The sequence below is a fragment of the Enterovibrio sp. QJM3NY_24 genome (assembly GCF_057786035.1).
Map to the genome: position 1 here is coordinate 1,178,686 of NZ_CM173519.1, position 19,916 is coordinate 1,198,601.

Below are 19,916 nucleotides of genomic sequence, written 5' to 3' on the forward strand. Positions count from 1 at the left end.
GATAGTGGTGCACTGATGATATTGCAAGTTGAGTAAATTGTGACTTCTGTGGATATCTTGGGGATGAAGATTGCCATGTTAGTGCTTACTAACTGTTTTGTCCCATAAGATGCAATGGCATAGAGAAATGCAACGATTTTTAGGGTACGGAATCAAATAAAAAAAAATATTATCCTTGCCTAGGAATGCAAACAGTGTTTCAAGTTAACTAACTGAAAAGTGGTTATTTTATGTTCTCCATGCTTGTGACGAGGATCAGAATAATGACAGAATTCCTACAGCTTTGTTAAAAATAAGATCTGCATCCCACTCGATAGGATTTTGCTCCGCGCCGATGTAACCCCAAGCAGCAACAGCAGAATGCATATCCGCAGCTTTAGCGGCGACAATGTCGTTTTTGATATCACCGACATATAAACACTCTGATGGCAGCATAGACAGTAAGCCTGCAGCGAAGATAAGTGGGTCAGGATGCGGCTTCGCTCGGCTGAGCGTGTCGGCACACACGAGTGCTTGTGTTTGTTCGAGTTCGGGAAAGTAGGGGAGTAACATTTCAGTAAGAAAGCCAGGCTTATTAGTGACAATACCCCATGGGATATTGCGCGCTGAGAGTTGCGCAATGAGATCGGTAACGCCCTCGTAAAACTTGGTGTCAGTGCAGATGTTTTTCTCATAGTGGTCAAGAAATGACAGCCGGAGAGAATCAATGTCTCTACCCTCTAGAGATTCTCCAAACCCTGCACGTAATAGGCCGCGCGCCCCGTGACTGGTGTTAGCTTGAATTTGTGCGTCATTTAAAGGAGGAAGACCGTAGTCACGCAGGACACAGTTAGCGGCATTTGCCATATCGGGCGCGGTATCAAGTAGTGTGCCATCCAAATCAAACAACACAGCTTTGATCGTTCCTTTCATCGATTCATCCTTTAATCGTTGATCGCTACTTACAAATTAGGGAAGTCAATTCCCGAACAAAAAAACGCCCGGTTATTCCGGGCTATGAGTATGTACGATGTAATTGACGTCTACATTACGAGGCGAGAGCCAGTATTTGTCTGTCAGCGGGTTGTAGTGGAGGCCTGTCATGTGCTGCTCAGTAAGCGGTGTGGCATCAATCAACTTTAACAATTCTGATGGTCGAATGAATTTATTGTGGTCATGGGTACCCTTAGGAACAATCTTCATCAGGTGCTCTGCGCCGACAATGGCAAACAACCAAGATTTTGTGTTGCGATTTAGTGTCGAGAAAAAGACATGACCGCCAGGCTTCACCATTTTTGCGCAAGCGGCAATCACTGATGCTGGGTCAGGAACATGCTCAAGCATTTCCATGCAGGTGACAATGTCATAGTAATTGGCATGGGTTTCTGCATGTTCTTCAGCGGTAGACTGAATGTAAGATAAAGTAGTGCCTGTTTCCAAGGCATGTAATCGCGCGACAGTAAGAGGCTCTTTACCCATGTCGAGGCCAGTCACTTCAGCACCTTCGCGTGCCATGCTTTCTGCCAGAATGCCTCCGCCACAACCGACATCCAGTACTTTTTTACCGAAGACACCGGCGCTGCGTTCAATCACATAATTCAGACGAAGAGGATTTATCTGGTGAAGCGGTTTAAATTCGCCGTCGAAATCCCACCAACGAGAGGCCATGTCTTCAAATTTTTTTATTTCGGCTGGATCGACATTGAGTTGGGTCGTCATTGCGCAGTTATCCCTAAATTTTTTTTCATTATAACCGCTTTATAAAGATTAAAAACATCAACAAAGAAATGGAGCAGATATTAGAAATTAGGGGAGAGGGCAACTTGAAAGCCGGAGGCGTTGACCCCCGGAGTGAATGTTGAAGCTACATGATTTCTCGGTAAGAAAGTTAAGCTGCGTTGGTCACGGCAACGGCTGCCAGTAGGGCCAATAAAGTGTATTTACCGATAATTATTGCCATACCCACCGCATTGATTGCTTGATGTAACATAGCGCCTCCTTGCAAACACTTGATTGTGTTAGCCCCTATCTTTCCTTACTAAGAGAAGGGATATTGAGAGACGCTTCCCACTCTGATTTTCTTTCTTTTATTACATGACAAATCGTGAGCTAACGAATGTTGATCGTGCTCGATCCTTAAATATCCAGATGACAGTAAAATATACGCCTACGCTTCTGTGAGCGATTCTGACAATTTTTTCTAGCTCCACCTTGTCACCGAGCATTTTTTCGCCCTGTCGTGCGTTAGAGCGCCAGATTAAGAGTAATTCGTGATTTATCTCGGGTTTAGGCTGTGACTCTTGGACTGTTTTTGTGGTATTCTCACCGTCTTGCACGTAGTCATTTTTGACATACTTACCTGAGGGATATTGGCTCCATGAGCGATCTTGCTAAAGAGATCACGCCCGTCAACATTGAAGATGAGCTGAAAAGCTCATATCTCGACTATGCGATGTCCGTTATCGTTGGTCGTGCTCTTCCTGACGTGCGTGATGGTCTGAAGCCAGTACACCGTCGCGTTCTTTTCGCGATGAATGTATTAGGCAACGACTGGAACAAAGCATATAAAAAATCTGCCCGTGTTGTCGGCGATGTGATCGGTAAATACCACCCACACGGTGACAGCGCTGTTTATGACACCATCGTTCGTATGGCACAGCCTTTCTCGCTGCGTTACATGCTGGTTGATGGACAAGGCAACTTCGGTTCTATTGACGGCGATTCAGCGGCGGCAATGCGTTATACCGAAGTTCGCATGTCAAAAATCGCCCACGAACTGCTGGCTGATTTGGATAAAGATACTGTCGATTACGTTCCAAACTACGACGGTACTGAACAAATTCCAGACGTGATGCCAACGCGTATTCCAAACTTGCTTGTGAACGGTTCGTCCGGTATCGCAGTAGGTATGGCGACCAATATTCCTCCGCATAACCTGACTGAAGTGGTTAACGGTTGTTTGGCATACATTGAGAATGAAGAAATCAGCATTGAAGAGCTGATGACACACATTCCAGGTCCTGACTTCCCGACGTCAGCAATGATCAATGGCCGTAAAGGCATTGAAGATGCTTACCGTACTGGTCGCGGCAAGATTTATCTGCGCTCTCGCGCGGCAATCGAAGTCGAGAAGAACGGTAAAGAAACCATCATTGTTTCTGAAATCCCTTATCAAGTTAACAAAGCACGTTTGATCGAGAAGATTGCCGAGCTGGTTAAAGATAAGAAGATCGAAGGCATCAGTGCGCTACGTGATGAGTCTGATAAAGACGGCATGCGTATCGTGATTGAATGTAAACGTGATGCGGTCGGCGAGGTTATTCTCAACAACCTTTACTCACAAACGCAACTGCAAACCTCTTTTGGTATCAACATGGTCGCGCTGGACAATAACCAGCCACGCCTGTTCGGCCTGAAAGATATGCTGAAGTGCTTCGTGAATCACCGCCGTGAGGTGGTAACACGTCGTACTATTTACGAACTGCGCAAAGCGCGTGATCGTGCACATATCTTGGAAGGTTTGGCGATTGCCCTTGCGAACATCGATGAAATCATCGAAATGGTTCGTAACGCACAAACGCCAGCTATTGCCCGCGAACAACTGCAACTACGTGGTTGGGATTTGGGTACAGTAGCGGTAATGCTTGAAGCGACTGGTGTTGACTCGGCTCGTCCTGAATGGCTTGAAGATGAGTTTGGTGTTCGTGATGGAATGTACTTCCTGACAGAACAACAAGCCCAAGCAATTCTAGATCTGCGTCTGCACAAATTGACTGGTCTAGAGCATGGAAAGATCCTGGATGAATACAAAGAGCTGCTGACATTGATTGGCGAGCTAATGTATATCCTGTCTAATCCAGATCGTTTGATGGAAGTCATTCGTGAAGAGCTTGAAGCGGTACGTGATGAATATGGTGACGAGCGTCGCACTGAAATCACTGCAGCAAGCCATGACATCGATATTGAAGATCTGATCAATCAAGAAGATGTTGTTGTCACACTTTCTCATGCGGGCTATGTGAAGTATCAGGTTCTGTCTGATTACGAAGCGCAGCGTCGTGGTGGTAAAGGTAAGTCAGCAACACGCATGAAAGAAGAAGACTACATTGAACGTCTTCTCGTCGCGAATACTCATGACACCATTTTGTGCTTCTCAAGCCGTGGTCGCATGTACTGGTTGAAGGTTTATCAGCTTCCATTGGCATCACGTACTGCACGTGGCAAGCCAATTGTTAACCTACTTCCTCTTGAGCCGAATGAACGCATTACTGCGATTCTGCCTGTTAAAGAGTACTCAGAAGACAAGTTTGTCTTCATGGCAACCGGTGACGGTACTGTGAAGAAAACGCCGTTGACTGATTTCAGCCGTCCACGTAGCGCAGGTATCATTGCTGTTAACCTTCGTGAAGGTGATTCGCTAATTGGTGTTGATATCACCGATGGCACGCGTGACATCATGTTGTTCTCTTCGTATGGCAAGGTTGTTCGTTTCTACGAAAGCCCTGTTTATGATGAAGAAGGCAATGCGAAAGGTGGTGTTCGTGGCATGGGCCGTACAGCGGCTGGTGTTCGCGGTATTAAGTTGGCTGAAGGCGATAAAGTGGTTTCACTTATCGTTCCGAAAAACGAAGGCGATGTACTGACTGTGACCGAAAACGGTTACGGCAAGCGTACTGAACTTGGCCAATACCCAGCGAAGAGCCGTGCGACTCAAGGCGTTGTGTCTATCAAGGTTTCTGAGCGAAATGGTTGTGTGGTTGGCGCTGTCCAAGCGACCGACGGTGATGAGTTTATGATGATCACCAACGCAGGTACGCTAGTTCGTACTCGTGTTGCTGAAGTCAGCCAAGTGGGTCGAAATACCCAAGGTGTCACTCTGATCCGCACCAGCGAAGACGAGAAAGTGGTTGGTCTCCAACGCATCGATGAGCCAGAAGAAGAACTAATTCTGGATGAAAACGGCGAAGTTGTAGAGCAAGCACCTGCTGAAGCATCAGAAGAAACATCTGACGATGCGACAGTAGAAACACCTACAGACAAGCCTGAAGACGAAGGAACTGAAGAGGAATAATCTTTCCTTTCATCCTCTGTCATAGAAAAACGCAGCTTAGGCTGCGTTTTTTTTATCTTCTTTCTAAAGGACAAAGAAAGTCGAGCATATTTCCCGTTCCAATCCCTTAAAAAAGGTGATAAAACAAAACCAATACGAATTTTTTTTGGCTTTCTTTCTCACCTGATACAGGGCGCTGTCGGCAAAAAAATCATCCGACTCACAGGTCGAAAGTCACTATTAAGCGATTAAACGCAGGAGCATTGATAAATCATGGAAAAGGTACATAACTTCTCAGCGGGTCCCGCGATGTTACCGGAAGCTGTTCTAGCAAAAGTTCAGGCTGAACTGATTGACTGGAACGGCACTGGTTCTTCGGTCATGGAGATCTCTCATCGCAGCAAAGCGTTTCTAGCGGTTGTGGATGAGGCTGAGAAAAACCTCCGTGAATTGCTATCCATCCCAGATAACTATCATGTCCTTTACTGTCAGGGTGGCGCTCGCGCTCAGTTTGCCGCTGTACCGATGAATCTATTGGGCAATAAAACGATTGCTGACTACGTCGATGGAGGCTATTGGGCGACGAGTGCGGTGAAAGAAGCAAAGAAATATTGCACACCAAACGTCGTCAATGTATTGACTGATATTGATGGTAAGCGCGCCGTACAGCCTGCAAAAAATTGGAAGCTGAGCGGTGACGCGGCATTTGTGCATTTTTGCCCGAACGAAACGATAGATGGTATCGAAATTCGCGATCTTCCAGAAACGGACAAACCTATTGTGGCTGATATGTCATCTACGATTTTGTCACGTCCTATCGATGTGTCGAAATACGGTGTCATCTATGCGGGTGCACAGAAAAATATTGGCCCTGCTGGGATCACCTTGGTGATTGTTCGTGACGATTTGTTGGGGCGTGCAAAAGAATTTTTGCCAAACGTACTTAATTACACAACCTTGGTGGAAAAAGACTCCATGTTCAACACACCGCCAACGTTTGGTTGGTATCTGGCGGGTGAAGTCTACAAGTGGCTAAAAGAGCAGGGTGGGCTTGAAGTGATGCAAGCGAAGAATGAAGAAAAAGCCGCATTGCTATACGGCTTCATTGATTCGTCTGACTTCTACGTGAACCAAATTCATGCTGACAACCGTTCATTGATGAATGTGCCATTCCAACTGGTTAACCCAGAACTAGACGACGCATTTCTTACTGAATCTGATGCACTAGGCTTGAAAGCACTAAAGGGACACCGTGATGTCGGTGGCATGCGCGCTTCCATTTACAATGCAATGCCATTGGAAGGTGTTCAAGCGCTGGTTACTTTCATGAAAGAGTTTGAAGCGAAAAACACCTAATATGTTGTTTTCACCGATTGAAGAAACCGCCCAATGTGGCGGTTTTTTTTATTTAAAATATCGCGAGTTGTCTTTCGTTACCATCTGTTTTGTTTGCAACTTGTTAAATGTGCTCACTCTGTAGCCATACAGTTCAACCGCATTGCGCAAACGTTTGCTTTTCATTTTTCGCTGTATAAAATGGCGCGCAAATCACCCCCCCACAACAGCCACTTAGCTACCTGATTGCTCTGAGTAACAGCAATCACAGAACATGTATTCAGGTAACTTCTTCACCCATTCAGCGTGATGAAGTAAGTGCATTTAACGTAGGTAGTACGCAATGAGTCTTTCTTCAAATTCGGATACTGTTCGTCCATCAGAGTTGATTTATCGCCTTGATGATCGCCCGCCCCTTCCGCAGACGCTTTTTGCTGCGCTACAACATTTGCTCGCGATGTTTGTTGCGGTAGTGACCCCTTCATTGATCATTTGTCAGGCTCTGGGCTTACCTGCCAGTGACACGAATACCATTGTCAGTATGTCTCTCTTTGCTTCTGGCCTGGCATCTCTTATTCAAATTCGAACCATTGGGCCATTAGGGTCGGGTTTACTCTCAATTCAGGGAACCAGCTTCAACTTCTTGGGGCCAATTATCGGTGCGGGTCTTGCGATGAAAGCGGGCGGTGCAGATACCGAAACCATGATGGCAGCGATATTTGGTACCATCATGATTGCTTCACTAACGGAAGTATTCCTATCTCGTGTGCTGGAGCATGCTCAACGTGTGATCACGCCATTGGTGTCGGGGATTGTTGTGACACTCATTGGTTTGACGCTGATCCAAGTGGGTCTGACTTCTATGGGGGGCGGCTATGCGGCGATTGAGAACGGTACGTTTGGTGAATTAAAGAATCTATTACTCGCGGGCTCCGTACTCGTGGTCATCGTGTTGCTTAATCGTATCAATAACCCTTATTTACGTATGTCCTCGATTGTTATCGCCATGACCGTGGGGACACTGCTTGCCTATGTGCTCGGTATGATAAATACAGCACCAGCACAAGATATTGAGTGGGTTGCTATCCCTCAGCCGATGCAATATGGCTTGTCGTTCGATTTCACCTTACTTGTGCCTCTTGTGATTGTCTTCTTAGTCACGTCATTGGAAGCCATTGGGGACATTACTGCAACGTCTGAAACCTCAGAGCAACCAGTATCAGGTCCTATCTACATGAAACGCATTAAAGGTGGCGTGTTGGCGGATGGTGTTAACTCTGCTTTGGCTGCGGTTTTGAATAGCTTTCCGAATTCAACGTTTAGTCAAAACAACGGCGTCATTCAATTAACGGGTGTGGCGAGTCGTTACATTGGTTACTTCGTCGCGGGAATGTTGGTCATTCTTGGCTTACTTCCGGGCGTTGCAACTTTGGTTCAATTGATTCCGGAGCCTGTGTTGGGCGGCGCAACGATTGTTATGTTTGGCACGATTGCAGCTTCAGGCATTCGCATTATCTCGCGTTGTGATTTGAACCGCCGAGCTATTCTCATCATGGCACTGTCCTTCTCCATGGGGTTGGGTATTGCGCAAAAACCAGAGATCCTGCAATTCATGCCAGATTGGATCAGAAATATCCTTTCTTCAGGTATGGCGGCGGGTGGCTTGACGGCAATCATTCTGAATCTTGTGCTGCCAATAGAAGACAAGCGCGAAGAAAAACACGAAGAGAGACAAGAAGCGAAATAACACGCTTTGTTAAGAACAGAGGGTAGCGACTACATAGGATCACGGTCGCTACCTTACCTCTTTACCTCTTTACCTCTTACCTCTTTGGATCCTTTTTCTCTTTCGCCCTCCCTCTACGTCACTACCTCTATGAAAAATAACCGTCTCTCACTTTTTCATTTCAGTCTCTATACTGAGAAATTGGAGGTGCCGTTATGTCAAATAGCTCTGAGTCCGCGCACATTGAAGGCGCAGATACTGTTTCCGAATCATCCTCATCAATCGTTAACGACGACATTCAGCAAGCCATTTGCCGATACTGTGATCCCGATGGCGAGAAACATAGTTGCCATGAGCCAGCGGAAGAGTCAGGTTTTTGTTACTGGCATGACGAGAATCTTTCGAAAGAAGTTCCTGGTGTTAAAGAGAAGCTCGAAGCCTATGCCAAAAGCGGCGGCCAGTTGAGAGGTATCATCGTCAAGCGTGGGGACCTTAAAGACGTGAACCTCGTTAGGCATGGCTCAGGTGGTGGTTATGATCTCAGCCATGCTAATTTCTATCGCTCAAACATGACCTGCGCTCACCTTTTCAATGCCAAATTCGATCACGGCAGCTTGATGAAAGCAGACTTACATGACGCCAATATTCACTGCGCCAGCTTTATCAACTGTAACTTGTTGGGTGTGAAGTTAACTGACACCAAAATTGACAACATTAAGATAGGCCACACGCTGCAACAAGAAGCGGAGGGGCGTATCGCAGAAAAGCATCGTGACATGGAAAAAGCGTTAGACCTGTATGAGCAGTCTGAAGAAATATATCGAGATTTACGTAAGGCGTCGGAAGCGAATGGCATTTTCACCATGGCAGGCTATTTCTTACAAAAAGAACTGACGATGCGCCGTTATCAAATGCCTCTATTTTCCACTCAACGAGCCATGTCAAAAACGGTGGATCTTTTTTGCGGCTATGGCGAAAGCCCGATTCGGGTTGTTTTTTTCTCACTTGCGCTCATCGTCATCAGTGCGATGCTATATTTTTTCACCGGGATACAGTTTTCAGGTGAACCTGTGGGATATTCAGAGAGTCAGGGGATTGGGGGGAATGCTCAAGCGTTTGCAGAGTGCCTTTATTACAGTGTGGTGACGTTTACCACGCTTGGTTATGGTGACTACATACCGATCGGAATGTCGAGATTAGTGGCTGCGACAGAAGCATTCACTGGTAGTTTCACCATTGCCCTATTTGTTGTTGTATTTGTGAAGAAAATGACACGTTAACACTCTGAATATCAAAAAACGGGCTAAAAAACATCAAAGCAGCGGGGGACTAGCCGAACCGCTGCTTTTTCGTTACTCTCGGGGTACGAAAAATTAAGGATCCCAAGTAGTTCAGATGGAGCAATTGACGTTACAACCTATTTCCAAAATTAACGGTGAAGTGAACCTCCCTGGTTCAAAAAGCGTGTCAAATCGTGCTTTGCTGTTAGCCGCGCTGGCAAAAGGCACAACTCGCTTAACCAACTTGCTAGATAGTGATGACATTCGCCACATGCTCAATGCACTCGCGAAACTGGGTGTTACCTATCGTTTGTCAGACGACAAAACGGTCTGCGAAGTTGAAGGTCTTGGCGGTGCGTTTCAAACATCTGAACCGACAGAACTCTTCCTTGGGAATGCAGGCACAGCAATGCGACCGTTGGCTGCTGCATTGTGTTTGGGCAAAGGAGAATACGTACTCACCGGTGAGCCACGTATGAAAGAGCGCCCGATCGGCCATTTGGTGGACGCGCTTCGTGATGTGGGTGCAGATGTCACCTATCTTGAGAATCAAGATTATCCGCCGCTAAAAATCATTAGCGCTGATATCGCGGGTGGTTCGGTAGAAATCGATGGCACGATTTCGAGCCAGTTCTTGACGGCATTTTTGATGACCGCACCGCTGTTTAGCGGTGACACAGAAATCCGCATCAAGGGTGATTTGGTGTCTAAGCCTTACATTGATATCACGCTGCACATCATGTCGCAGTTTGGTATCTCGGTTGAGCACGACAATTACCAAGTCTTCTTTGTGAAAGGGAACCAAACCTACACAGCACCAGGTGACTTCCTGGTGGAAGGTGATGCTTCTTCAGCATCATACTTCCTTGCCGCTGCCGCGATTAAAGGCGGAGAAGTGAAAGTGACGGGTATTGGCAAGAAAAGCATTCAAGGTGATGTACAGTTTGCTGATGCGTTGGCAGCAATGGGAGCGGAAATCGAGTGGGGTGATGATTACGTCATTGCTCGACGTGGTGAGTTAAACGCAGTCGATCTCGACTTCAACCATATTCCTGATGCTGCGATGACCATCGCCACAACTGCATTGTTTGCAAAAGGCACGACTTCCATTCGCAACGTGTACAACTGGCGTGTGAAGGAAACAGATCGCCTGTCAGCCATGGCCACTGAATTGCGAAAAGTCGGTGCAGAAGTCGAAGAAGGTGAAGATTACATCACCATTACACCGACGGCGAACCTTAAGCATGCCGCCATTGATACGTATGACGATCACCGTATGGCAATGTGCTTTTCATTGATTGCGCTGAGCGATACGCCCGTCACCATCAATGACCCTAAATGCACATCGAAAACATTCCCAGACTATTTCGATAAACTGGACGCACTAGCGGAAAGATAACGCCACAACACGCATACAAGATATCGACATAACAAAAATAGGTCTGCACATCGCCGGCCTATTTTTTTTGGTCGAAATTCCCTATAATACGTCCCCGATTCCTCAGAGTGCCTAAACGTTTGGTGATTCACCAATCGTCTGCCTTTAATGGTGCTCTGATCGTAAACGATTTGGAGAAGTATATGTCTACGCTCGCGCCCGTAATTACTGTTGATGGCCCAAGTGGTGCCGGAAAAGGGACCCTTTGCATGCTAATAGCTGCAAGGCTGGGCTGGCATTTGCTCGACTCTGGCGCGATTTATCGTGTTCTTGCGCTAGCAGCCATTCATCACGGTGTTGATCCTGAATCTGAGGATGCGTTAGTTCCGCTCGCTGCACACCTTGATGTGCAGTTCAAAGCTGAAGGCGAGTTGGTTAAAGTGATTCTGGAAGGCGAAGATGTTTCCAGTGAGCTGCGTAAAGAAGAAACGGGTATGGCGGCATCTAAAGTTGCGGCATTGCCTCGAGTGCGTGAAGCATTATTGCGTCGACAACGCGCATTTGCCGAGGCGCCAGGATTGGTTGCTGACGGTCGAGACATGGGCACGGTTGTTTTTCCAAAAGCAGAAGTGAAAATCTTCCTAGACGCAAGCGCTGAAGAGCGCGCCAATCGCCGCATGAACCAGTTGCAACTAAAGGGGTTAGATGTTAACTTTGACCGCCTTTTGAACGAAATTCAGGAACGTGATGATCGAGATCGCAACCGCGCAGTCGCGCCATTACGTCCCGCGGACGATGCACTATTGCTAGATTCAACTTCTCTTAACATTGAGCAGGTGCTCGAGCTAGCATTGTCCTATATTGAAAGCAAATTTACCGTTACTTCTTGAAGTAGCGGCAAAGCCGTTGGTCGCAAGGATGATGACCGACATTAATATCAACCCCACGTGGTAGGATACCCGTGGACGTTTAAATAATTGAAGATCAAATTAATGACTGAATCTTTTGCTTCACTCTTTGAAGAATCGCTAAAAACGATTGAAACTCGCCCAGGTGCCATCGTTAAAGGTACTGTTGTAGCTATCGCGAACGGTTACGTTCTTGTTGATGCTGGCCTGAAATCAGAGTCTTCTATCCCTGCTGAGCAATTCAAAAACGCAGCTGGCGAACTAGAAGTTGAAGTTGGCGCTGAAGTTGACGTAGCGCTAGACGCTATCGAAGACGGCTTCGGTGAGACTCAACTGTCTCGTGAAAAAGCAAAACGTCACGAAGCTTGGATCCAACTTGAGAAAGCTTACGAAGAAGCTGAAACTGTTATCGGTGTTATCAACGGTAAAGTTAAAGGCGGCTTCACTGTTGAGCTGAACGGCATCCGTGCGTTCCTACCTGGTTCACTGGTTGACGTTCGTCCAGTACGTGACACTGCTCACCTGGAAGGCAAAGAGCTGGAGTTCAAAGTTATCAAGCTAGACCAGAAGCGCAACAACGTTGTTGTTTCTCGTCGTGCTGTTATCGAATCTGAAAACAGCGTTGAGCGTGATGAACTGCTTGCTTCTCTGCAAGAAGGTATGGAAGTTAAAGGTATCGTTAAGAACCTGACTGACTACGGTGCATTCGTAGATCTAGGCGGTGTTGACGGCCTGCTTCACATCACTGACATGGCTTGGAAACGCGTTAAACACCCATCAGAAATCGTTAACGTTGGTGACGAGATCCTGGTTAAAGTTCTTAAGTTCGACCGTGACCGCACTCGCGTATCACTAGGCCTTAAGCAGCTTGGCGAAGATCCATGGGTAGCAATCGCTAACCGTTACCCAGAAGGTCACAAACTGACTGGTCGTGTAACTAACCTAACTGATTACGGCTGCTTCGTAGAAATCGAAGAAGGCGTTGAAGGTCTAGTACACGTTTCTGAAATGGACTGGACTAACAAAAACATTCACCCATCTAAAGTTGTTAACGTGGGTGACGAAGTTGAAGTTATGGTTCTGGACATCGACGAAGAGCGTCGCCGTATCAGCCTGGGTCTGAAGCAATGTAAGAACAACCCATGGCAAGTATTTGCAGAAATGCAAAACAAAGGCGATCGCGTAACTGGTAAGATCAAGTCTATTACTGACTTCGGTATCTTTATCGGTCTTGACGGCGGTATCGACGGCCTAGTTCACCTGTCTGACATTTCTTGGAATGTTGCAGGCGAAGACGCTGTTCGCGACTTCAAGAAAGGCGACGAGATCTCTGCAGTAGTTCTTCAGGTTGATGCTGAGCGTGAGCGTATCTCACTTGGCGTTAAGCAAATGGAAGAAGACCCGTTCAACAACTACCTGGCTGACTTCAAGAAAGGTACTATTGTTAAGGGTAAAGTAACTGCAGTTGACGCTAAAGGCGCAACCGTTGAGCTGATCGAAGGCGTTGAAGGTTACCTACGTGCTTCTGAAGCATCACGTGACCGCGTTGAAGATGCAACTCTTGTTCTTGCTGTTGGCGACGAAGTTGAAGCGAAGTACACCGGTGTTGACCGTAAGAACCGCGTAATCAACTTGTCTGTTCGTGCGAAAGACGAAGCTGATGAGCAAGAAGCTATGGCAACTCTGAACAAAGCTGAAGAAGGCGCGTTCGGTAATGCAATGGCAGATGCTTTCAAAGCTGCGAAAAGCGAATAATTAATGTGAACTGAGGGGGAAAATTTCCCCCTCTACAGTTATACTGTTGAGAAACATACTAAAAGCGGGGTGTACATGACCAAGTCTGAGCTAATCGAAAGGCTATGCAGTCAACAAACCCATCTTTCTGCCAAACAGGTAGAAGATGCCATCAAGGAAATCCTTGAACACATGGCCACTACACTCGAGGATGGCGACAGAATCGAGATTCGTGGTTTTGGTAGTTTCTCTTTGCATTATCGCGCTCCTCGCGTTGGACGCAATCCAAAGACAGGCGATAAGGTTGAGTTGGACGGTAAATACGTTCCTCACTTTAAACCGGGCAAGGAGCTTCGCGACCGAGTTAATCTTTAAGATTGATTCGCTTTCGAACAAAAAACGGCATGCGTTAAGTGTGCCGTTTTTTTTATGTCTATTACAATGGTCTGACAAGCCAAATTACTGCATAATCACAGGTATACCCAAGCCACTTCTGATGGTCAGATTTTGAGGCGGCTTAGGTATAATTAGTCCAACAACTGAATCTGGACGTTAGACGTCTATTCTTATCTTCCGTTGGAAATAATAGAGAGGGAGTGACTGTGAAGATTATTGGTATCGTTTTACTCGTCTTGTGTTTTCTAATCACACTCGCCCTTGGTGCGCAAAATCAGGAAGTGGTTCACTTCAACTATCTGGTAGCACAAGGTGAGTTTAGATTGTCGTTACTTCTGGGCGTTGTATTTGGCACCGGGTTTGCCCTCGGCTGGCTAATTTGCGGTATGCTTTACCTGAAAGCCAGAATGTCTGCCGCCATGCTGAAAAAGCAAGTCAACAAACAGCGTCAGGAGTTAGATAAACTGCGAATCGACCCAGTTAAGGAATAATCGTACATGCTTGAGCTGTTGTTTCTGTTGCTGCCAATCGCCGCTGGTTACGGTTGGTATATGGGCAATAGGAATGCTCGTCATCGCAAACAGGATCAGTCTCATCATCTATCGAGACAATATGTCGCGGACCTGAACCTTCTTTTGTCTGACCAATCAGATAAAGCCGTCGACCTATTTATAGAACTGTTGCAAGTCGATAACGAGACGATTGATACACACTTAGCACTCGGCAACCTTTTCCGCTCTCGCGGGGAAGTAGACCGAGCGATTCGCATTCACCAAAATCTCATCGCCCGTCCTAATCTCACGCTCGATCAACGTAACCTCGCACTGCAACAACTCGCCAAAGATTATATGGTGGCAGGCTTTTTTGACCGCGCAGAGAAAATCTTCCATCAGTTGATTGATGAACCTGATTACAAACAATTCGCCCTGCAACAGTTACTCGCCATTTATCAGCAAACCCGCGAATGGGATAAAGCTATCGACATCGCCAGTCGTCTGGTTAAATCGGGGAAAACGAAGCTAAAACGTGATATTTCCCACTTTTACTGCGAGCTTGCTACGCAATCGTTGGCCGAGAGTGACGAGAAAACCACCAGGCAACTGCTGCGTAAAGCGCTATCGATTGATAAAGGATGTGTGCGCGCTTCCCTGATGCTGGCGCGTATTGATATTCAAAACCAAGATTACAAAGATGCCACCAAAGGGCTTGAGCAGGTGCTTGAACAAGATCCTGACTTTGTCAGTGAAGCATTACCTTTATTAGAGCAGTGCTACCAACACATGGACAAAGAGATGTCGTTGGTGCGCTTTCTAAAGCATTGCATTGAGAAAAATACTGGCGCGTCGGCAGAGTTGATGATGTCAGATATAATCAGCGACCACGAAAACCCCGCTATGGCGCAAAGTTTCTTAACACGCCAATTGACCAAGAATCCGACCATGAAAGGCTTCCACAAACTCATGGAGCTTCATGTCGAACAAGCTGAAGAAGGGAGGGCGAAAATGAGCCTGACAACCCTGAAGCACTTGGTTGCAGAACAACTAAAAGTGAAGCCGCATTACCGTTGCAGGAAGTGCGGTTTCTCCACCCATTCTTTGTATTGGCATTGTCCATCATGCAAAGGATGGGGTTCGATAAAACCCATCAGAGGCCTAGACGGAGAATAATTGGAAATGCAGGATCCAAAAGTTATTGTTGCATTAGATTACCCAAACATTGATCAAGCGCTTGCGTTTGTTGATCGTATCGAGCCAGGCAGTTGTCACTTGAAAGTGGGTAAAGAGATGTTCACCCTTTACGGTCCTGACTATGTACGCAAGCTTAATGAACGTGGTCATACCGTTTTTCTGGATCTGAAATTTCACGATATTCCAAATACTTGTGCGCGAGCAGTTGCAGCGGCAGCTGAGCTTGGCGTGTGGATGGTGAACGTTCACGCCAGCGGCGGTGAGCGAATGATGGTTGCTGCGCGTGAAGCGTTGGAACCGTATGGCAAAGACAAGCCATTGTTGATTGGTGTGACTGTGCTGACCAGTATGGATCAGAGTGATCTGGCAGGTGTTGGCATTAGCCGTGAACCACAAGGGCATGTTTTATCGCTGGCGACGCTAACCCGTAACAGTGGTCTAGATGGCGTAGTGTGTTCGGCACACGAATCAAGCATGCTAAAAACATCCCTTGGTCAGGATTTCAAACTGGTCACCCCTGGCATTCGCCCTGCAGGCAGTGATGCTGGCGACCAGCGCCGTATCATGACCCCAGTGGAAGCGGTGAGTGCAGGATCCGATTATTTGGTGATTGGTCGTCCTATCACGCAAGCTGCCAACCCGTCAGCTGTGCTGGCTGAGATCAACGCATCGTTGGCGTAATAGCCTGTAGATATAATGTTTAGATTCACTATTCGCGCTTGGGTAGACACCCATCTAACGCGTTGAAAACAGACGTTGAAGACAAAGAAATAGAGCGACCATCTTGGTCGCTCTATTTCTTTTAAGCCATGTTGTAGCGAGAGCGCCTGTCGAGCGTTGGCGCCGTGAAATGGCTTTCAATCAAGCGCTGTGTCAGTGCGTGTTTGGGTTCAGAGAAAACAGTTTGTGTACTGCCTGACTCTACGACCTCACCGTTTTGCATCACCATCACTTTGTCGGCCACGTGCTTGACCACCCCCATGTGCTGAGACACATAGATATAAGACAACCCCATCAGCTCCTGCAGTTCGAGAAGAAGATTTAGGATTTGAGAGCGCATGGACATATCCAATCCATTCAAAGCTTCATCGGCAACAATCACACAAGGTTGTAGGATCAATGCGCGAGCTAACGAAATGCGTTGTTTTTGCCCCGTGGCTAACATCTGCGGATAGAAATAGGCATGCTCTGGAAGCAAACCGACCTGACGCAGCGTATCTATCACTCGGCGTTCACGCTCTTGCGGCGTCATATTGGTGTTTCTTTTTAGGGGACTTTCCAAAATCTGGCCAATCTGATTACGTGGATTGAGCGAGGTATTGGGGTCTTGAAAAATCATGCGGATCAGTTTGCAACGCGTTTTGTAATCGTTCGGTCTCAGCACTTCACCATTAACACGCACATCTCCACCTGATGGCATGACGACGCCAGCCAACATTTTAGCAAGCGTAGACTTACCTGAACCGTTTTCGCCAATCAGCGCTAATGTTTCACCCGCATCCAATGAAAAAGAAACGGGCTTAACCGCCTCAATCACACGTTTGGTAAAGAGCCCGGTGCGATATTGATAGTCTTTTCTTAAGCCTTCAACTTCAAGCAGTGCGGTCATGCTTTTTGACTTCCATATTGAGAGGGAAATGACACGCAAACTTGTGATTTTTCACCTTGCGAGTACGCGGTACTTCTACGCATTTACGTTGTGCATAAGGGCAACGTGGTCCCAGTCGGCAACCGATCGGCAAATGCTGCAATGGGGGAATAGAGCCGGGCAGTGCGGCGAGCTTGCTCTTGTGCGGTATATTTTTGCTAAAGTCTGGCATCGCGCGAAGCAAGGCATCAGTATAAGGGTGATGCGGCGCCTCTATAATTTGCTTTCGCCCCGCAGATTCAACGGATTGGCCACAATACATGACCGTGATACGGTCAGCCCATTGTGTCACGGTTGTTAGGTCGTGACTGATCAACAAAATGGTAGTGTTGGCGATCTGATTCGTTCGACTGAGCAGTCGGAAGATCTGAGCCTGAGTGATCGGATCCAAATCGGCAGTCGGTTCATCAGCAATCAAAAGGCGAGGGCGATTCGCGATCGCCATTGCGATCATCACTTTTTGGCATTCGCCGTCGGTTAATTCATAGGGGTAGCTTTTCATTACACGCTTGTGATCTTTAATCCCTACTTTGTGTAACAGCGCGACGGATTGCTGCTTACGCCAAGATAGACGCTGCCACCAACTGCCGCTAAATGAGCTAGAAGGAATCGCCTCTTCAAGTTGATACCCCACCTCTTCTGATGGATCGAGACACGTCGAAGGTTCTTGGAAAATCATCGCAATGTCTTTGCCAACTAAATGGCGGCGTTCGCGCGCCGGTAGCGAGAGCAAATCAATATTGCCTAAGCGCATACGGTCAGCGCTGACTCGCCAATTGTCTTTGGTGACGCCACAAATGGCTTTCGCCACCAAGCTTTTCCCTGAACCTGATTCGCCTACCAGACCGCGAATTTCGCCTTCATTGATAGTCAGACTCATTCGGTCTACCGCTTTAACGGGGCCTTGAGGCGTATCAATTTCAATGGTCAGGTGTCTAATATCTAACAGCGGCATTATTCTGTCCCCGCGTTTATTGCCTGACTGACGCCATCACCCACAAGGTTGACCACCAGTACGCTTATCATGATAGCCAGCCCTGGCAGTGTGACCGTCCACGGTGCTGTAAATACCAACTCAATGGAATCACCCAACATGGCTCCCCATTCTGGGGAAGGCGCTTGTGCGCCCAACCCGAGAAACCCCAGAGCTGCAATGTCCAGAATAGCCACAGAAATCGCGCGCGTCAGTTCTGTATTCAACACAACAAGGATGTTTGGTAGCACAGAGTGATAAAGAAGATAGAAGCTGTTAGCGCCATCAAGGCGTGCTGCCAGAATGTATTCTTTTTCCATTTCGGCGTGAACGGCGGTGTAAACCGCCCTAATGAAACGAGGGATCAGTGCTAGCCATACAGCCAGCAAGATATTCATTTCCCCGGGGCCTTTAAATGCGACCACGACGATAGCCAGCAACAGCGATGGAATCGACAGTATGGTATCAAGCAAGTGATTAAGAAAACTGGATTTTAGGCCTGATGTCATGCCTGCCAAAATACCAATCAACACGCCCAAGACACCCGCCGCCAGTGCCACTAGAATCGCATAACCGAAGGTTAAGCGGGAACCAGCAATAAGGCGAGATAACATGTCTCGTGTTAAATCATCGGTTCCTAAGAAATAATCAACGGTACCTTTGTTATCCCATGAAGGGGGCTGCAGAAGATGCCCCGTTTGAAATTGCGGATCATAAGGTGATATCCAAGGCGCCAGTAATGTGATGAGCACGAGCAAGCAAAGGCACCAGAAGCCAAACACGGCCAAAGTGTTCTCACGAAAAGCACTCCAAGAGCGCTCCAGCTGCGTAGGAATATGCTGTTCAACGTAAACGCTATTTGAGGGCATACCATTCCTTCCTTGCTAGAGGGCTTATTGCAGCACCTGCTAAGTCGGAAAATATGTTGGCAAGCAATACAACGCTGCCAACCGCCAGCACACCTGCTTGAACTGTCACATAATCTTGGAAGCTGAGTGCATCCAGCAACCACGTGCCGATACCTGGCCAGTTAAATATTGATTCGGTAATAATAGCGAATGTCATCATGGTAGAAATTTGAATGCCAAATTTTGGAATAATTGGAGGTAGCGCATTTTTAAGCACATGGCGCATGACGATTTCAGACTTTGATAAGCCTTTCGTCGCGGCCGCCTTGATGTAATTTTGGCTCATCACGTCTGCCACAGAATCGCGCAATAGCTTGATAATTTCTGTAGTGGGGGCAACGGCCAACACCAAGGTTGGCATGATAAGGTGTCGAATTATGTCTTCAATAGCTTGGCTTCGCTGAGGGTGATTAGATAGCAATACATCCACTAACGCGAAACCGGTGACCGTTGGGATCTCAAACAACAAGTTATACCGGCCTGAAACCGGCAGCCAACCAAGGTACAACGAAAACACCATGATCATTAGTATTGCCATCCAGAAGATGGGCATGGAAAACGTTAGCAATGTAATAGAAGAAATCATCACGTCAGCGACAGAGCCGCGGCGAATTCCAGCAAGCGTGCCAAACGGAATACCGATGATCAGCGCCAGTAAAAAGGCGAAGAAACATAACTCCATGGTAGCGGGAAACACTAAGGAGAGAGATTCGGTCACCGGAAGGCCGTTGGCTGCAACCCCCAGGTTACCTTGCATCAATTGACGTAAATATTGCACCCATCCAGCCCAAAACTCTTGTTGGTTATAGATGGAAAAATCGTCGAGACGAACAATGTTGTAGCCGATCAAAGTCAGGATGAGCAAAGTGATGATGAAGAGATTGAGCCGGCGTATTACATAGATCAACATAGA

The 19,916-nt window shown here is 47.1% G+C and carries 17 protein-coding genes; 11 read left to right on the forward strand and 6 right to left on the reverse strand.

Annotated features, from left to right (window positions below):
• Positions 1-255: 255 nt before the first annotated feature.
• Together AC3CIC_RS05140 and ubiG are read right to left on the reverse strand one after the other, a co-directional pair.
• Positions 256-912 (reverse strand): HAD family hydrolase, encoded by a 657-nt coding sequence (locus AC3CIC_RS05140; RefSeq protein WP_488515527.1) that lies wholly within the window; start codon positions 910-912, stop codon positions 256-258.
• 72 nt (positions 913-984) lie between these two features.
• Positions 985-1,698, reverse strand: a complete 714-nt coding sequence (ubiG, locus tag AC3CIC_RS05145; protein WP_488515528.1) for a bifunctional 2-polyprenyl-6-hydroxyphenol methylase/3-demethylubiquinol 3-O-methyltransferase UbiG — start codon at positions 1,696-1,698, stop codon at positions 985-987.
• A 658-nt stretch (positions 1,699-2,356) separates the two neighbouring features.
• Between ubiG and gyrA the strand changes: the two genes are divergently transcribed.
• From gyrA to pyrF, 11 genes are all read left to right on the forward strand, one after another.
• Positions 2,357-5,050 (forward strand): DNA topoisomerase (ATP-hydrolyzing) subunit A, encoded by a 2,694-nt coding sequence (gyrA, locus tag AC3CIC_RS05150; protein WP_016960503.1) that lies wholly within the window; start codon positions 2,357-2,359, stop codon positions 5,048-5,050.
• A 252-nt stretch (positions 5,051-5,302) separates the two neighbouring features.
• Positions 5,303-6,385: a 3-phosphoserine/phosphohydroxythreonine transaminase gene (gene serC / locus AC3CIC_RS05155; RefSeq protein ID WP_017004842.1), complete on the forward strand. Its 1,083-nt coding sequence runs from the start codon at positions 5,303-5,305 to the stop codon at positions 6,383-6,385.
• 322 nt (positions 6,386-6,707) lie between these two features.
• Entirely contained in the window at positions 6,708-8,111 is a 1,404-nt protein-coding gene (locus AC3CIC_RS05160) for a uracil-xanthine permease family protein (protein WP_016960501.1), read from the forward strand.
• A gap of 194 nt (positions 8,112-8,305) precedes the next feature.
• Positions 8,306-9,370 carry an ion channel gene (locus tag AC3CIC_RS05165; RefSeq protein WP_394212780.1) on the forward strand — a complete coding sequence of 355 codons (1,065 nt, stop codon included), beginning with the start codon at positions 8,306-8,308 and terminating at the stop codon, positions 9,368-9,370.
• A 115-nt stretch (positions 9,371-9,485) separates the two neighbouring features.
• Entirely contained in the window at positions 9,486-10,769 is a 1,284-nt protein-coding gene (gene aroA / locus AC3CIC_RS05170) for a 3-phosphoshikimate 1-carboxyvinyltransferase (protein WP_016960499.1), read from the forward strand.
• Positions 10,770-10,951: 182 nt separating this feature from the next.
• Complete coding sequence (cmk, locus tag AC3CIC_RS05175; protein ID WP_016960498.1) at positions 10,952-11,638, forward strand: (d)CMP kinase; 687 nt, start codon at positions 10,952-10,954, stop codon at positions 11,636-11,638.
• A gap of 102 nt (positions 11,639-11,740) precedes the next feature.
• On the forward strand, positions 11,741-13,411 hold the full coding sequence (gene rpsA / locus AC3CIC_RS05180; protein WP_016960497.1) for a 30S ribosomal protein S1: 1,671 nt from the start codon (positions 11,741-11,743) through the stop codon (positions 13,409-13,411).
• 75 nt (positions 13,412-13,486) lie between these two features.
• A complete protein-coding gene (gene ihfB, locus AC3CIC_RS05185; RefSeq protein ID WP_016960496.1) occupies positions 13,487-13,765 on the forward strand; it encodes an integration host factor subunit beta in 279 nt (92 codons plus the stop codon).
• Between the two features lie 227 nt (positions 13,766-13,992).
• Positions 13,993-14,277, forward strand: a complete 285-nt coding sequence (locus tag AC3CIC_RS05190; RefSeq protein WP_016960495.1) for a LapA family protein — start codon at positions 13,993-13,995, stop codon at positions 14,275-14,277.
• Between the two features lie 6 nt (positions 14,278-14,283).
• Positions 14,284-15,453 (forward strand): lipopolysaccharide assembly protein LapB, encoded by a 1,170-nt coding sequence (gene lapB, locus AC3CIC_RS05195; protein ID WP_488515529.1) that lies wholly within the window; start codon positions 14,284-14,286, stop codon positions 15,451-15,453.
• Between the two features lie 6 nt (positions 15,454-15,459).
• Complete coding sequence (pyrF, locus tag AC3CIC_RS05200; RefSeq protein WP_488515530.1) at positions 15,460-16,155, forward strand: orotidine-5'-phosphate decarboxylase; 696 nt, start codon at positions 15,460-15,462, stop codon at positions 16,153-16,155.
• A 121-nt stretch (positions 16,156-16,276) separates the two neighbouring features.
• Here the strand turns inward: pyrF and AC3CIC_RS05205 are convergent, their stop codons facing one another.
• From AC3CIC_RS05205 to AC3CIC_RS05220, 4 genes are read right to left on the reverse strand one after another with little or no spacing between them, the layout of a single operon-like run.
• Positions 16,277-17,083, reverse strand: coding sequence for a peptide ABC transporter ATP-binding protein (locus tag AC3CIC_RS05205; protein WP_016960492.1), 807 nt, complete (start codon positions 17,081-17,083; stop codon positions 16,277-16,279).
• Positions 17,067-18,077, reverse strand: a complete 1,011-nt coding sequence (locus AC3CIC_RS05210; RefSeq protein ID WP_488515531.1) for a peptide ABC transporter ATP-binding protein — start codon at positions 18,075-18,077, stop codon at positions 17,067-17,069. The genes AC3CIC_RS05205 and AC3CIC_RS05210 overlap by 17 nt, the downstream gene beginning before the upstream one ends.
• The gene (gene sapC, locus AC3CIC_RS05215; protein ID WP_016960490.1) at positions 18,077-18,964 is read right to left on the reverse strand and encodes a putrescine export ABC transporter permease SapC; all 888 of its coding nucleotides are present in this window, start codon (positions 18,962-18,964) and stop codon (positions 18,077-18,079) included. Before sapC ends, AC3CIC_RS05210 begins: the two co-directional genes overlap by 1 nt.
• On the reverse strand, positions 18,951-19,913 hold the full coding sequence (locus tag AC3CIC_RS05220; RefSeq protein ID WP_016960489.1) for an ABC transporter permease: 963 nt from the start codon (positions 19,911-19,913) through the stop codon (positions 18,951-18,953). Before AC3CIC_RS05220 ends, sapC begins: the two co-directional genes overlap by 14 nt.
• Positions 19,914-19,916 lie beyond the last annotated feature (3 nt).